This is a genomic window from Rhodobacter sp. NTK016B, assembly GCF_017303295.1.
GTDB lineage: Bacteria > Pseudomonadota > Alphaproteobacteria > Rhodobacterales > Rhodobacteraceae > Pararhodobacter.
On record NZ_JAFKOK010000020.1, the window covers coordinates 18980 to 33398 of the forward strand.

The 14419-nt window shown below is 63.1% G+C and carries 12 protein-coding genes; all 12 read right to left on the reverse strand.

The features are described 5' to 3' along the window. Positions 1–83: 83 nt before the first annotated feature. Positions 84–2273 carry a hypothetical protein gene (locus JI664_RS21395; protein ID WP_207015827.1) on the reverse strand — a complete coding sequence of 730 codons (2190 nt, stop codon included), beginning with the start codon at positions 2271–2273 and terminating at the stop codon, positions 84–86. Next, entirely contained in the window at positions 2270–3271 is a 1002-nt protein-coding gene (locus JI664_RS21400) for a tail fiber domain-containing protein (RefSeq protein ID WP_207015828.1), read from the reverse strand. Before JI664_RS21400 ends, JI664_RS21395 begins: the two co-directional genes overlap by 4 nt. Then, complete coding sequence (locus JI664_RS21405) at positions 3246–3713, reverse strand: GNAT family N-acetyltransferase (RefSeq protein ID WP_207015829.1); 468 nt, start codon at positions 3711–3713, stop codon at positions 3246–3248. The genes JI664_RS21400 and JI664_RS21405 overlap by 26 nt, the downstream gene beginning before the upstream one ends. Next, positions 3710–3997 (reverse strand): hypothetical protein, encoded by a 288-nt coding sequence (locus JI664_RS21410; RefSeq protein WP_207015830.1) that lies wholly within the window; start codon positions 3995–3997, stop codon positions 3710–3712. Before JI664_RS21410 ends, JI664_RS21405 begins: the two co-directional genes overlap by 4 nt. A gap of 36 nt (positions 3998–4033) precedes the next feature. After that, positions 4034–4447, reverse strand: a complete 414-nt coding sequence (locus JI664_RS21415; protein ID WP_207015831.1) for a hypothetical protein — start codon at positions 4445–4447, stop codon at positions 4034–4036. After that, on the reverse strand, positions 4444–4770 hold the full coding sequence (locus tag JI664_RS21420; protein ID WP_207015832.1) for a hypothetical protein: 327 nt from the start codon (positions 4768–4770) through the stop codon (positions 4444–4446). Before JI664_RS21420 ends, JI664_RS21415 begins: the two co-directional genes overlap by 4 nt. A 10-nt stretch (positions 4771–4780) precedes the next feature. Next, positions 4781–5851, reverse strand: coding sequence for a pyocin knob domain-containing protein (locus JI664_RS21425; protein WP_207015833.1), 1071 nt, complete (start codon positions 5849–5851; stop codon positions 4781–4783). Between the two features lie 154 nt (positions 5852–6005). Then, on the reverse strand, positions 6006–10397 hold the full coding sequence (locus JI664_RS21430; protein WP_207015834.1) for a phage tail tip fiber protein: 4392 nt from the start codon (positions 10395–10397) through the stop codon (positions 6006–6008). A gap of 28 nt (positions 10398–10425) precedes the next feature. Beyond that, on the reverse strand, positions 10426–12417 hold the full coding sequence (locus JI664_RS21435) for a hypothetical protein (RefSeq protein WP_207015835.1): 1992 nt from the start codon (positions 12415–12417) through the stop codon (positions 10426–10428). A gap of 16 nt (positions 12418–12433) precedes the next feature. Further along, positions 12434–13111, reverse strand: a complete 678-nt coding sequence (locus JI664_RS21440; protein WP_207015836.1) for a hypothetical protein — start codon at positions 13109–13111, stop codon at positions 12434–12436. 14 nt (positions 13112–13125) lie between these two features. Continuing rightward, positions 13126–13812 carry a DUF6682 family protein gene (locus tag JI664_RS21445; RefSeq protein ID WP_207015837.1) on the reverse strand — a complete coding sequence of 229 codons (687 nt, stop codon included), beginning with the start codon at positions 13810–13812 and terminating at the stop codon, positions 13126–13128. A 37-nt stretch (positions 13813–13849) separates the two neighbouring features. Next, entirely contained in the window at positions 13850–14362 is a 513-nt protein-coding gene (locus JI664_RS21450; RefSeq protein ID WP_207015838.1) for a hypothetical protein, read from the reverse strand. Between the last annotated feature and the right edge of the window lie 57 nt (positions 14363–14419).

Sequence of the window (14419 nt, forward strand, 5' to 3'; positions counted from 1 at the left end):
AGTCGTACTGGTCTCGCCGCAGTCTATCGTGCGATGGACTGGCGAGAAAGACAGAAGTTTGCCAACTGGCTTAATAGATTGCCTTACGGCATGACAGGAACGCGGCCCGCCCCGATCCCACTGGCGCCGCCGCCCATCGATTGGAGAAGGCGCTGGTACTGCGTTTCGATCTGCTCGGGCGTGGCATTGATGCCTGCGGTTTCAGTTGCGAGATCGAGAAGCCTGATGCGTTCAGTGTTCGAGAGCGGTTCGGGGGCGTTAGCGGCGGGGCTTCGTTCGCCAAAGGTGTGCGAATACATGGTTTCCCAGACATTCTCGGGTGCCAGTGTGCCGACGCCCATCGCGATCACGTCGCGCATGCTGTCGATCTCGCGTTGGAAGGTGCGCCCGGTGGCATTGTCCCGGAAGGTGATGATCCCGCGCACGTCGCCACCACGCGAAAACTCGATGCTGGTCTCGTCTCTGATCACAGATAGACCGTCATCATAGTACCCTGGCGCCTCATATGCGTCAGCCAATCCTTGGATAAGGCCGTCTGCGTCGCGGATCTGGGCGGCGGCCATCCCGCGCGCCCATGCCCTGATACCTTCGCGCGTTCCCCGCTCGTTGACCCATTCTTCAAAGCGCATTGCCTCTTGGACACGACCGGTGCGCATCAGGTGTTCGACATAAGGAAGCATGCGGCGCTGCCGGAAGTCTTCTTCCGCCGCAGTGGCGATCGTCTGATACTGCTCCGGCGTCGGGCGTCCGTTGCCGGGGGTGCGTTCATTCGACAGAACACTGAGGGCGCCGCGTTGAGCTGACTGTACCGACCCCACCGGGCCGCCACCCGGTGTCGTAGGCGTAGAGGCAGGGCCCGGCAGCTGCGGCGGTGGGGTGTCGGTAGGAGCCGGGCCGGGCCGCCGGGGCGTGGTGGGCGACAGCGCAGCCTGCTGCGATGGCGCAGCGGTCGATGCCGGCGCGCGCGGTGTTTGGGATGCCAGCGCCGCCCGGGCATTGCGCTCTGCCGTAGTCATGCTCGGGTCAGGCTGCACCTGCTGCGGATGCAACACTGCCTCTGCAACCGTACCGACTGCAGAGCGATCAGCCTGCGCTTGCCGCTGCATTTCTTCCGCGACGCCGCTCCGGCGAACAGGTCCGCCACCGGAAGTCGGGTTGGGCGGCGCAATGGGCTCGCCGCGGAACGCAGGGTGCATCACGGACAGCGAGGCATCGATCTGGCTTTGCGACCGCTGACGCGCAGGGGGCGCCAGTTCCGTACCAATCCGCCGCGCGACCTGTTGCACTGCGGATCCGACGCTTCGCGCATAACGCGCGCTTGTCTGAGGGCGCGGTGTCGCGCGCGCGGCCGCCACCGCCTGTTCACCAGTCGCGTCATAGGGGGCTGATGCAGGCGGTGCGGTCGGCGCAGCACGGCTGAGTTCCGCCTGCAGCACCGAAAAAGGAGAAGCCCCGGATTGCGGAGGCACGTAGGCGGCTGGTTCCACCGCACGCTGGGGAACAGGTGTCGATCCCGGCGAAGCCACTGGTTCCGCCGCTGCTGCGGGTGGCCGGGGCGTCTCGCTGTAGGACGGGTTCACCCGGTGCGGCATTTGGTCGGCCACTGATTGCTCAGCGGTCACGGGGCCATCCGGGGCCACGCGCCCGAGCATCGTTTGTTGCTCTGGAGCGAGGTTCTGCCAGAATTCGCGTACCGAAAGCTCGCGGCGCCCTGCATCACGACGGATCGAGTCGATACTCGGCTCCGGGTCGAACCCGGCACGACGGTCGGGTTCGCGCGATGCAGGCATGGGCGCTCCGCCACCGATGGTGTCAGGCTGGCGGCGCGAGGGGAGAAGCTTGTCGTCGTTCGACGCGCTATGATGCGGGCTGACGCGCGGGCGCGGTGGGGCTGTTGGCTCGATATCAGCGCGTGTTTCGGCGTTCTCATTCAGTTGGCCGTCATCGCGCACGATTTCACGAACCGTCAGCGGGGCCGAGCCGCTCGATGCCGGTTCAGAAACCCCTACCATCTGATCAACGGTCGCGTTCAGCGCCTGCAGGTCAGCGTTGCGCTGGCTTTGCGCGCGTGCGCGTGCGGCGGCGGCCCGTGCTCGCGATGCTTCGCGTTCTCGGGCAACACGTTCGCGCTCAGAGACCGTGTGTTCGCGGTCCTCCTGCTCCCATTCCCAGCGCTGGTCGCTGCGTTGGGCGTCGATTTGCGTGAGCTTCCGATTGTCGCGCCAGTCCATCCCCTGGAACACGCCTTGAACGAAGTTTGCAAAGAAGGTCACGCGGCTCTCCGTACGCTGAGGGGTTCGCGGCGGGGGCGACGTGAACTACCGCCCCCGCGTCTCTCGGAGACGCTCTGCTCGAGGCTCTCCACCTTGGCGGCAAGCTCCTTTGTGGCGGCCATGTTGACGCCGATGGCGTCGATGACACTGATGCTTTTGCCGTCGCCCAAGCCAGTTTCGCGCTGAAAATCCTCCGCGTAGGTGCCAATGTGCCGCTCTCCGCCACCGTCACCCATGCCCTCGCGATATTCCCACTCCTCGACCGGCATGTTGCGCACTGCATCGAGAACGCTGAGTTCAGGAGCGCGTTTGGCCGTTTTGGCCTCCCTGGAGGAAAGCATGAACGCACCTGCGAGCGATCCGAGCGCGCCACCCAGCCCACCAAGCATGCTGTTTTGGGCCTGCCAGCCTTGGAGCTGCTGCTGATATTGGGTGTTCAACAGACTGCCTTGCTGACCGTAGCCATTCATCGCGCCTTGAAAGCCGGATCCCCCCATGTTCGCAGTCAGGCCCATCGATTGCGCCGGATTCACCGAGAGACCTTTGCCAAGATTGATGGCGTTGGCCATCTTCTGGTCTGCCGTCGCTTCAACCTGCTTGCGGGCCGAGTTTGCGGCCCCGGCGGCGGCCAACGCTTCACCGGCGGTTGCCCGGCGATCTTCCGACGCGAACCTGCCGGAAGCCGGGTTCACACCCATGGCAGAGAGGTTCCGCTCGCGGCTCCCGCGTGCGATGGCGGCCTGCTGCTTCACGTCGCCCACGGCTTCAGAGACCGCCTGAGCTCGCCGCTCAGGGGTGTCGTATGCGACCGCCTCGGCCACATAGCGATCTTCCAGCGGCTGGAATGTGCTCTGATAGCGTTCGCGGTCTTCAAGCGCCCAACCCGTCGTCGTGTCGGACAGCTCCTGCATCCACGCGAGGTACTGTTCGCCCAGCTCCGCGGATTTGAGAGCCGCTTCGCCGATCAAGGGGTCAGCTTTTGGTGCGGACTTGCCCATCATCGGGCTCCTTTTTCGTGGGCAGCCATGGGCAGCGGTTGGGAGTGACAGAGAAAAGTGCCGCGTCGGACCCATCGTCCGCGCCATTCTCAAGTAGGCCTGTCGGCACCGCCCCGATCTTGATCGCCAAGACCATCGCTCTCTTGTTGTGGAGCGGGACCGTGCAGTTGAGGCGTGTCAGCCCGAGATGGTCGAACGCAAACCGCGAGACCGTGCGCAGTATCTTCGGGGTCAGCCAGCTGCGCGAGGAATCCGATGCGATGTGCATCGCTGCGTAGCGGGAGTAGAAGGCGTTGAAGCTCACCACAGCTTTGATTTCGTTACCATCAAGGATGCCGAGGCAGATAGTCTCCGGCGGCAAGCACCCTTTATCGACGCCCATGCGGGCCTCCGCCCAAGCAGCGAGCTTTTCGGGGTCGGTCATCGTGACACGAAGGGTCATCGGCTGCGCTCCAGGCTGGTGATCAATCGGTTGATGTCGATACGCACCGCAGAAAGACCTTCCTCGATGCGGCCAAGCTGGACGGCCTGCGAGGCGGCTTGCCCGCGCATGATCTCTACGCGCTGCTCCATCGCGGTCAGCCGCGCAGCATTCCCCTCGACCGTGTTGCGCAGCGTCGCGATGAACATTGCCACGAGGACGATTTGCGTCAGCAGAACCACGAGAGTCGCAATCGGGATGCGTTTGTCGAAATGCCAAGGCTCTTGGCGGTCAGGCTGTGGCATTGCTCTGTTCTTCGGTAAGGGTGTCGGCTTGCACGGTCACGCCTCCGGCAGGGTGGCGATCGCGGCCGCGATCTCGGCTTCAGTCGTGGCGGTGTCGATCGCGGCCCCGACCGTCATGCGCAGCGCTTCCAGCGTCGCGGCGGTCGCGCGCCAGTCGGCCGAAAGCGAGATCCAGAGCGCAGCCAGCGCGGCGGCATCGGGGGCGGTGATGCCGACCTCGGCCGAGAGCAGCGGATAGTCGGCGGGATCGGGCGCGGGATCGGCGAGCCAGGCGCGCGCCTCGGCTTCCTTGGCCTGATAGATCAGGTCCTGCCCCGGCAGATCGGTGATCGCAGCGCGCCGGGCAGCAGCCATCCAGTCATGCAGATGGCGCTTTGCCTCGGCCTTGGCCTCGGCCAGTTCAGCCGCAGCGACCTGCTCTGCGGTTTCGATCGTCAGGTCAAAGCTCATGCGCTCGCCTCCTCGATGCGGTCGGCGGGAATGGTGACGGGGCCGCTGGCGACGGTGACGGCCCACGGGCTGGCGGGCTGATCGGGCGCGGCTGTGTCATCCAGCACGACGCGGATGGTCGCTTGGATCACGCCGCCTTCGCGGGTGATGGGGCCGATGAAGGGATGATCGCCCGGCGCGGGCGTGGCGCGGCCACCCTCGGGCACCGGGGCGAGGTCATAGGCTACGCCGTCGATGGTCAGCACGTCGCCTGCGACAGACAGTACGGTCTCGATACGTGGCGTCAGTCCGTGCGGAGTTTGAGGGGAAAGGATCAGGTGCATGGGGGGCTCCTCAGAACCAGCGGCCAATAGCCATGGCGAAAATAGTTTTGGCCGTGGTCGGGCCTGCTGCGCCCGTCGCCCACGGCAGTAGGCTCACTGAATTGTTGGCGGGAGCGCTTCGTGGGCGGCACCCCATAACCCACTCGTTGCCGATATGGGCGGTGCAAAGGACAAGCGGGTCCGACGCGAAGGATGCCGGGTAGGTCCAAGTGACAGCGCTTGCGCGCGTGTAGAGCGAGCTTTGCGCCGTCGCCCACGCGGTGGCCGTGTCATCAATCTCGTGCCAGCAGATCTGCGTCCCATCGGCGAAGCGGGTGTATTGTCCGTTGCCGTTGCTGCCGCGTTCGGGCAGGATCGCGCGCCAGGCAGTCCACGTTGTGCCGCCCTTTGAGCGCACATAGGTTTGCGGCTCGCCGGTGCCGTAGAGCGTGTAATACTGCACACAGCGGCTCGGGTTCTGGTAGATGACCAGCAATGACCCCGCGCTACTGACTGGATAATTGTTTCCTGGCGTGTTCCCGGCAGTCGCGTTGTAGTAGAAGCCCGAGGCGGAAATATCATCAAGGTCGTCGCTGTCAGTCAGCGAGATCGCAGTACCGCCCAGCCCGAAGTCCCCGACCTTCATCAAGCGCCCAACCGTCGCGTCCAGTGCATTTGATGTTACCGCGCTGCCGGTGATGGGCACGGTTATCTCGAATGAGTCGTCTTTCAGAAGGGCGCGGGTAGCTGCCGCTGTGACAAAGCCGATCTGATTGGCGTCAGGCCGAAAGATGCCCGTGTCAATGTCGTTCGCGAATGCAAAGGACGGCGCCGCTGCAGCACCGTCAGGCCATTTTCCCGACAATGGGCCATCTTCGTGCCCCTTCACGGCGGCGAGATAGGCGTTGAGCGACGTGACGAGCGCTTGCTGGAAACCGGGAGTCGGCTGGATGCTGAACGGCTGGCCGGTGATTGCGGCGCCTTCGTAGGTGGTCGCGAGGGTGACGGTTGCGTCGCCATTGCCATCGATGGCGAAGGCCAGGATCTCGTCGTCGAGGCCGCCGCTTTTCAAGCGATCCCCAACTCGGACTCGCTCGTTCATAGCAGCTGTCGCGCCAACAATCGTTGCCGTGTTGCTGCTGTTTGATATGGAGAGCGATCCGGTCCTGAACCAAGCCATGCATGACACCATATATAGGTTTTGAGCAAGTTATCGCACAATATGTGGTGTCGCGCTAGGTGGTCTGCACACCGCGCTATTTCACCTTTCTTTCTGCGGTCAGATAAATGTCGCGATGCACCACCAGGGATGCAGGCGGTGTTGCATTGCCTTCGGTGTTCACGTCCTGCTGGAGGATGTAGCGAACATCGTAGTAAGCGCCCCCGAAAATCTCGGTTATTGTGATGTCCCACCAGTCTTCGACAGAAGTGGTCTGGATATCTCCTATCTGCCGTGTAATAGCGGTCCATTCGGATCCGCTGTACTTCTTTACTTGCCGCAATAGGCGAAGTTTTCCTGCCTTGAAGCCGTAAAGGCGATCGTTCCCCGATCCGGTAGAATACGCAACCTTGCGGACATCGCCCCCTCCGATGACGGTCCACATTTCGCCGAGAGATGTTTGCCCCAGCTCGATAACCAGAACGTCACGCCAATCGCCCGTGTATTTTGTCGGGTCGAACAGGCCCGGGGAGGTTTCAGTTTGAAAGTCGGTGGTCGCCCCTCCGACGATCATTGCCCGGCGAACAGTCAGGCTTTCGACCTCAGCATCCCCGTCGCGCGTGAGGCGCCAACCTCTGCCGGTGCCTTCGCCCGTGTAGGGCTCGAAATTGTCAGACCGCAGCTCGTCCTTGATCTTCGCGCTAGTGATGGTGGCATCCCCGATCTGGGCCTCTGCGGTGATCAGGGCCTCCGTGGTGATGAGCTGAGCGCCGCCGATGGAGTGCGGCGTGATCAGCAGCGCGCCGGTCCGCTGCTTCAGCGCGCTGACATTGGTAAAGTAGATCGGGCGGTCGTTGCTGGGTTTCGCCCAAACCCGGCAACGAAAATACACAGTGCCTGCCGGTGCGACGGCCACGCCTTCCGCAGTTCTCCATGTCGCGTTGGGTATGTCTTCGCTGACGGTTTGCCAAGTTCCGGCATATCCGTCGTTTTCGTCGAAGAAGATAATGGAAACTGTGATTTCCGCGCCGTTCTGCGCGCCGGTGATCGCAGCTTCGACGCCGAACGCGATCCGATCTTCCGGCTTGCAGGCCACAGGGCCGGACATGATGGCAACAGGTGAGACACCAGCTTTAACCCGGGCCGCATGCCCAGCGTTTGCCGTTTGCAGCGCAGGCGCTCCGGCCGTTTTTTCGAAGACGCTGATATGGTCTTCGTTCCCGACGACCACGTTCCAGCCGCTGAGGTCGCCCAGCAGGAAGTTCCGGTTTGGAAGGAGTTCGCCCGAGCCATCGGTAACAAGGACCGTGGCGGCGGTGAGCGTGCCGGGGACAATGACGTGATCGCCTAGAAGCTTGACGGCACTGCCTTGCCCCCCTTCATCGTCCCACGCGAAGAACTCGATACCTGCAGCGTTGTAGCCGCTTCCAGTGCTGACGATCTGGGACAGGCGGGCGACGCTGCCATTCAGTCCTGCGAGCGCAACGACAGTCGACTCGACCTTAGACTGCATCCCGCCGTCGACCCGGGCATCATATGTCTGAATCGACGCGGCAATGGCTTCATCAGTAGCGGCCTTGGTGTAGTATTGCTGCGAAATATTCGCTGCGAGTTGCGCGACGGCAGTCACGTTCTCGATCCGAATAACCTCCAGATCGCCCGTCGCGCCAGCCGAGAGATTGGCACCGAAGAAATTAACCACCGCCCGCGCCCAATGAGCATCGGGAGGCGCGACGGCCTCGAAGATATAGGTGTCCCATTCTTCATTGGCCGGTGCATTCTGGTTCTGGGTGTTCTGCGCTATTGTGGCGGTCGAAAACGCGCCATCCAGCCACGCGACGCGGCAGGCAAGCGCGTCGGCGCCGGATCCGGAGCCGTTGACGCGGGCCCGGATCGTGACCCGAATAGTGTCGGAGTCAACGACAGCGATCACACCCTTCGTCGCAATGATCGCGCCGTTGCCCGAGCCAATCGATACGGAAGCGATGCCATCGGCAAACGACCACGCTGCATATGGCTCCAACGCATCGGCCGGGGCGCCGGAGATGTTGCGCGTCCAATGCTCACCGTCATCAGCGAAATCTGACGGCGGCGAGGTCCGGTCGATGACCGCCCGGAGGTTTGTCTCGATCCCGGCCAGCGCCTCGTCCGTTTCCGCAGCCGTCATATAGTTCGTGTCGATGTCGGCAACGACATCCACGAGGCCCTGACCGATCTCGTAGATCGAACCGCCATTGCCTTCGAGCTCGGCCTTTAGGCTGGTGCGCGCCGCGGCGATGGCCTGATCCGCTTGCGTGGAGGTGTAGTAATTGTTGGACAGGCTGGAGCTGACGTTGCCAATCGAAGACTCGAGGTCCTGGCGGAGCGACGATAGAGCAGCGTCGATGCTGGCCGATGTGTAGTAGTCCGTGGTCAGGGTCGAACTGACGGCGCCGATGGTCGAAGAAAGAGAGGTCTGCACTGCTGCCACCGCCGCATCGACATCGGCGCGGGTGTAGTAGGTCTGCTCCAAATAGGCGACGGTCGCAAGACCCTCGTCCTCCGGGTTATCGAGCCGAGACCCCAATGCGAGGATGTCGAACGCGATGGCTTCGTATTCGGATGCGCGGGCGCTGTTCTCACGGTAGAGGGTCGCATAGCTTTCCTTGAACTCGGTGCGCAGGCTCAGGCGCGCGGCGGCCTCGGCGGCAACGCCCTCGACGACAAGCGTCGTGATCTGCTGCGATGCGGCCGCCAAAGTCGAGCGGATCTCACGCTGTCCGTTGAGCGTGTTCATGAACGCTTCGAGGTTTCCGAATGCCAAGTCCTCTGCGGTGCGTTCGTCTCCGTCATCCAACCGGGACACCAGGTCGTTGGTGATGCCGGCAATGGTCTGGTTCACCTCAGCCTTGGTGAAGTAGTTCGTGGCCAGCGACGATGAGAGGCCATCAAATTCGGCGCCAAGCAGGTTCGACGCGGCGGCGATGGCGGAATCCGTCTCGACCTTTGTGTAATAGCTCGCAGTCAGAGTTGCCTCGATGTCATCGAGTTCCGAAGCCAGCTCGGTTTCGACCAGCGCAATGGCGCTATCGACCTGCGCCCGGCTGTAGAACGTCTGCGTCACATAGGAGAGTGAGGCGAAATTCTCGTCGATGCCGTCGACGCGGGAAACAAGGCCCGTGACACTAAGGGCCAGCGCTTCGATCTCGGTCGCGCGCGCGGTATTCTCCTGATAAAGCGCTGCCGTGGCGTTCTGCATGTCCGCGCGGAGCTGCAGGCGCGACGAGGCTTCCGCAGAAAGGCCTTCTTCGACTGTCGCGTTGATCTGGAAGGTCGCGGCGGCAAACGTCTCCCTTAGGGCTGTGCGATCGCGATATGCGTCGAGCAGCGCTTGCAGCGTATCGAACTGGAAGTCCTCAAAATCCCGGTAGCTCGACACGGTTGACTGGACGTTCAGGATAATGCCGAGCTGCGCGTCGATAATGGCCTCAGCGGCATCAAGGCGAGCAACTGCTTCTTGAAACTCTGCTTTCGTCGCGCGCAAGCTGATTGCTGCATTGGCGGCGTCGAGGTTGGCCTCGACCTCCTGCAGGGTTGCGTTCATGCCTTCGACCACAAGCTGCGAGGCAGCGAGCGACACTGCCGACTCGAGGGCGCTGATCGTCACCTCCGCCGTAGAGATGCGAAGCTCCAAGTCGTCGAGATAGGGAACCTGCGTTGGATCGAGAGATGCTTGCGCGATCTGCTGGTTCACCCAAACCTGCGTGGCGCGCAGCTCGATCGACGCCTTGGCGGCGTCCAAATCCACCGAGACCTGATTGACGGTATCTTCGAGGGCTCGGACCCCGTAGATGCGGACCTGACCGGTCGCTTCGTCGACATAGACGCCCGCGTCGGTCACTTTCTTGCCCAACAGCGCGATGGCGGCGGCGTTGCCGGTGATCAAGTCCCACGCGTCTTGCACTTCGCGCTGGACGTTGGTGATCCGGTCCACCTCTTGATTGAGGCGATCCGTGACCGAGGTGGTCAGCCCATCGATCTCGGCGTTGATGTTGTCCAGATCGGTTCCGATCTGAGTCACAGCGTCGGAAAGCGCCTGTGCCGATGCCGTGAGCCCTGCCTGTAGGTCGGCGTTGACGGTCGCAAGGCCATCATCCACGGCCTGATCCAACGCATCGACCTCGGCTGAGACATCAGCGAAGTCCTCTTGCAGTCCGGCCAGAACATCATCGAGATAGGTGTTTGTGTCGGTGATGCGCGTCTCCACGCGCGCCACTTCGTCCGCGACCTCGTTGGCCTTCCGCGCGGCATCATCGATTGCCTCGCGCACGTTCTTGTCCGTCGCGACCTGCTTCTTGACGGCCAAGGCAATGCGGCTGTCCACACCTGCTAGGATGGGGCCCAGAGCCGCAGCCTTGAGGTTCGTCAGCTCGGACAGTCGAACAGCGCGATCCTGCGCGCGACCTCTGGACCCGGCGAGGATCTCCAGATCCTCCCGAAGGCGGCGCAATAGCGCCTCATCGCTTCTGCTCGGCGGCCTAGCCATCCATCAGTTCCTCGATGGTGTTGGCGATCGTGACGGAATAGACCGTCCGCTCCCCCTCGATCTCAATCTCCCAATCGCGGGCAAGATAGCCGCCGGGCAAGCGCGCGGGCGTGTTCACGGTTTGGGTGGTGTGGCGGAGCGTGCCATCGCCGTAGAGGCGGAGCGTGATCGGCTCTTCGCCCGGATCGGCATCGATGAAATGCGCGCCGAAGTTCGTGAGGGTTCGCGTAGAGAGGATGCCCGACCGCCAGCGATAGGTTGCCGCATCGCCGTCATAGCTCTCGAACACCTTCACCGTCACGGTGTCAGGGTCGAGGACATAGAGGTATCCGGTGGGCACATCGTAGAAGATGTCGATGGCGGCGAAGTCCAAGCGGATCATGTCTGTCGCGCCCTCGGCCCCGACCGTGATGCCTTTCATCGCGAATTCAGCCGCGCCACCTACGGCCCCGGCGTCGTGGAGGAACAGGTACCGGCCTCCGAAGGCGCTTGCCCGCATGGTCGCCGGGCGCAGGGCGAGCCACTGCTCGCGGGTGAAAAGGTTTCGGGTGACGATTTCGCAAGAAGACGACGAGATAACCGCCAGCCCGTCATTCGACGGGAACGCCGCAGCATAGCCCAGATCAACGATGCCAGCCCGCGAAAGGCACGGCACGTAGGACTCCATGCGCTCCATTCGCATCGATTCCGGGCTGAGCCCTTGAGCGATGTAGGGCGTGCTTTCGGTCAGGATGGCCAGCGTCGAGCCGAAGGCAGCGAGGCCAACGATGTCGGTGTCGACGAGCAGCTCGTATTTGGAGGGCCATGCGTGCGGCTTGTAGGGTTCGCAGAACAGAACCCGCCGCCCGGCGAACGCCGCCATCATACCATTCGGCATAGACACAAGCCCGGTCATGGTGTCGGGCGGGGTGTCGAAGTCTGCGGTGGGCAGCACCTCGGCCAGCGGATCCTCTTCCATGTCGTGGTCGAAGGTCAGGGTGTCAGCGTCGATTTCGGCCGCGAAATAGAGATCGGTCGTTCCGGTCAGCGACGTGAGCGAGCGGTAGATGCGGATCTTCTCGATCATGCGCCCGTCAGGCGCTGCGGCGAAGTTGCTGACCCGAACAACCAGATCGGGATACCAGTCCAGAGCATCGGTAAGGGGCGAAGGCGCGCTCTCTTCACCGAGGCTGGTCACATACGTGTAGGCATAGAGAACGGACGTCGTGAGTTCGGCCATGTCCTGGGTGATGTTGGTCACCGCGCTCTCGGCGCTCGGTTCTTCGAGCGGCGTCTCGCGCTCGTCGTTGTCGACCACCTCGAAAACGAGCGTGTAATCGTCCTCGTGGTCACCTCGCAGTGTCAGGTCGGTAAAGCGAAAAACGCCCCCGTCTGCGGTGATCGTGCGCGTGCCGTCCACAACCCCAGAGTAGCCTTCGCCGACGCTCACAGTGATCGCGGTCTCGGAATCACCGTCGCACAGCAACCCGGCCTCATCGATTATGACGGCCAACGGCTGGGTCAGCAGTACCTGCCCGGAGATGCTACCCTCCGGCTCGCGAAGGATCTTGACGCGGAAAGGGGCCGTGCCGCCCGTATCGGGCAAAGTCACAGGGTCTTCGGGATCATTCGGCACCGGCTCGTCGGGTGCGTTCGTGATCGCAAGCTGCGGCGCCACCGTGGGGGCGGCGAGCGCCAGCGGGTAGATCGCGCCCTGGTACCGCATCTTTGGCGCACCGTCGCCCGTGAAGTAAAGCCGGTCGTCATCGACGGGGCCGGGGGCGAACTGGACCCCAGCGACATTCCAGCCGTACCAAGCGCCTTCGTGACGCACGATTTTCCGCTTGGGCGAGGCGAAGGTATAGACCGTATCGAGAGCGCGAACCGGGCGCAGGTCACCGCGCTCTAGGAGCGATCCTTCCGCTACCTGTGCGTGGCCTGCAGGGAGCTGGCGCGGCGTGATCCGAGGCACCTCGCCTTTGAAGGTGTCGAGCTTGATCCGCATGTCGGGCCTCGTGGTGTCAGAAGAACTGGATTCTCGCGCGCTTGCGTGCGCGCTGCTGGCCGGTGACGGCCGTGGCAAAGAGGCGGTCGCAGGAGCGCTCGAACCGTTGCAGATGGATCATTGCGCGCTTCGGATCACTCCATTGCTGCTGCGGGAGCAGGAGGGCTTTCGACAGGGCGCCGTCGACGATGATCTCACCGTGCTGCGTGAGGAGGAATTCAGGCACCTGGTTCAGGTAGTCTTGAAGCGGCTGGGTGTTGGCGGGGTTTGTCAGATCGTCGCCGTGCCTCGGCTTAAGGAACAACGAGAGGGTCAGCGTTCCCGCGGCGAAGGGCAGGACGCGCACAGTGCCCGGTGAGACCTGCGTCAGGTAGCGCGGTACCGAACCGATGAATGACGTGTCAGCGTCGGGGCCGACATCGGAAAACTGCGTGGGCGTCAGGTCCACTGCGGGCTGGTTCGGCGCGGTGAATGTGGCCCACTCGATGAGGTGAATGGCCGCATAGTCAGGGGCGGCCATCGCCTCATCGTTCTCGTCGGTCAGCTCAACCGTCGAGATATTTCTCCAGCACTTCGTGCGCTCGCAGAACTCGATCGCCGCCATGCGCAGGTACTTCTCTGCCGCGAAGGAAGGCAGGCCCGGCGCGGAAGCGGCCATCATCGGCAAGAATGCAGAGAGCTGTACGGTGGGCACTACGTCACCTCAGATCACTGGCTGAACCGGCTCTGCGGCGCGTCGGGCGTGCCGCCGCTCTTCTCGGTCTGGGTTTTGATGCCCAGAGCAGCCTGGAACTGCTGGAAGTGGGCCTGCGCGCGGTTTGCCGCGCCGGGCGTGTTCATGTCCTTCGAGAATGCTCGGTACAGAACGAAATCGGTGCAGGCGTTCATATAGATGTCATCGACCGGCACCGCGGCGGTGTAGCTTTCGATGAGAAGCTCGCCTGCCGGCACGTCGATTTTCGCGGGCACGCGCGAGGCGACGACCTCGATCTCGCCCGTGGCATCATTGCCCGGCACGACATAAAAGTTGCCCTGCATTTCCGGCTCATTGATCAGGTAGACAACGTCCGAACCGAAGGGCAGGGCGTTGGTGTCGTGCCAGAGCGGGTACATCTGATCGATGACCGAACGCACCACAGGGCTGATGGCGCGGCCGGACGCGACGTTGCGAGTGACGCGCAGCAGCTGGTGGTGGGTCTCAGGGAGTGCCTGCTTTGTCCCTTGGACCATGGCAACATTGATGATCTCGGCGGTCGCATCCGGTTTCAGGATGGCGATCTCGCGCGTTGCGTCGTTGAGCCACCCGAGCAGTTCTTTCAGCGGCCAGCGGATCGCGCCGCCATCGGAAAGGATCGTCTGCACACGCTGCAGCACGTCTTGTGCGGTGAAGGCCATTGTCTCGATCTCCTATCGGCTCGGGTGGCGAGCCGGGTTACGCGTCGGCCGACGCGGCGCGGTGTTCCTTGATGCGCTCGGCCAAGGTTTCGGGGTGCGAGCTGGGATGCGGCTTCTTGCCGATCTCGGCTTCGTAGATCGCGGCGAGTTCATCGCGCGTCATGTCTTCGAGGGATTTCACCGAGGTGGTCGGCTTCACCTCGGGCTTGGGGCCCAGCTCTTTCGCGGCTTCACCGGCCTGCTTGATCTGGCTGGCGGTGACTTCGGCGTCGGTTTTCGTGCTGACCGGCGCCGCAATCACCGGATCCGTCTTCGCCTCGGTGTCGACCTGATCCTCGTCGTCCGGGCCATCGTCGTCGTTGCCGTCGGCCAAGGTGTATTCCTTGATCGACAGCAGGGTCTGAGCGTGCGCGGCGATCTTGACCTCTGCGGTATGGCGCGGATCGCCGAGCGTCGGTTGGAAGTGGTAGGCCACTTCGCGCCCGGATTGCGGGTGCGGCAGGGTGACGGTGGAGCCGCCGGGGCGGCGGATGCTCAATTGAATCTTCACGACTTTCTCCTTGGCTCAGAAAAAGGGGGCGGGCGATCTCCCGCCCGCCCCCAGCGT

Bases quoted from the DNA above. Each gene is read 5' to 3' on its own strand.
- JI664_RS21425 (WP_207015833.1), bottom strand. From the start codon at position 5,851: ATGAACGAGCGAGTCCGAGTTGGGGATCGCTTGAAAAGCGGCGGCCTC.
- JI664_RS21410 (WP_207015830.1), bottom strand. From the start codon at position 3,997: ATGCCACAGCCTGACCGCCAAGAGCCTTGGCATTTCGACAAACGCATC.
- JI664_RS21415 (WP_207015831.1), bottom strand. From the start codon at position 4,447: ATGAGCTTTGACCTGACGATCGAAACCGCAGAGCAGGTCGCTGCGGCT.
- JI664_RS21420 (WP_207015832.1), bottom strand. From the start codon at position 4,770: ATGCACCTGATCCTTTCCCCTCAAACTCCGCACGGACTGACGCCACGT.
- JI664_RS21435 (WP_207015835.1), bottom strand. From the start codon at position 12,417: ATGCGGATCAAGCTCGACACCTTCAAAGGCGAGGTGCCTCGGATCACG.
- JI664_RS21405 (WP_207015829.1), bottom strand. From the start codon at position 3,713: ATGACCCTTCGTGTCACGATGACCGACCCCGAAAAGCTCGCTGCTTGG.
- JI664_RS21445 (WP_207015837.1), bottom strand. From the start codon at position 13,812: ATGGCCTTCACCGCACAAGACGTGCTGCAGCGTGTGCAGACGATCCTT.
- JI664_RS21400 (WP_207015828.1), bottom strand. From the start codon at position 3,271: ATGGGCAAGTCCGCACCAAAAGCTGACCCCTTGATCGGCGAAGCGGCT.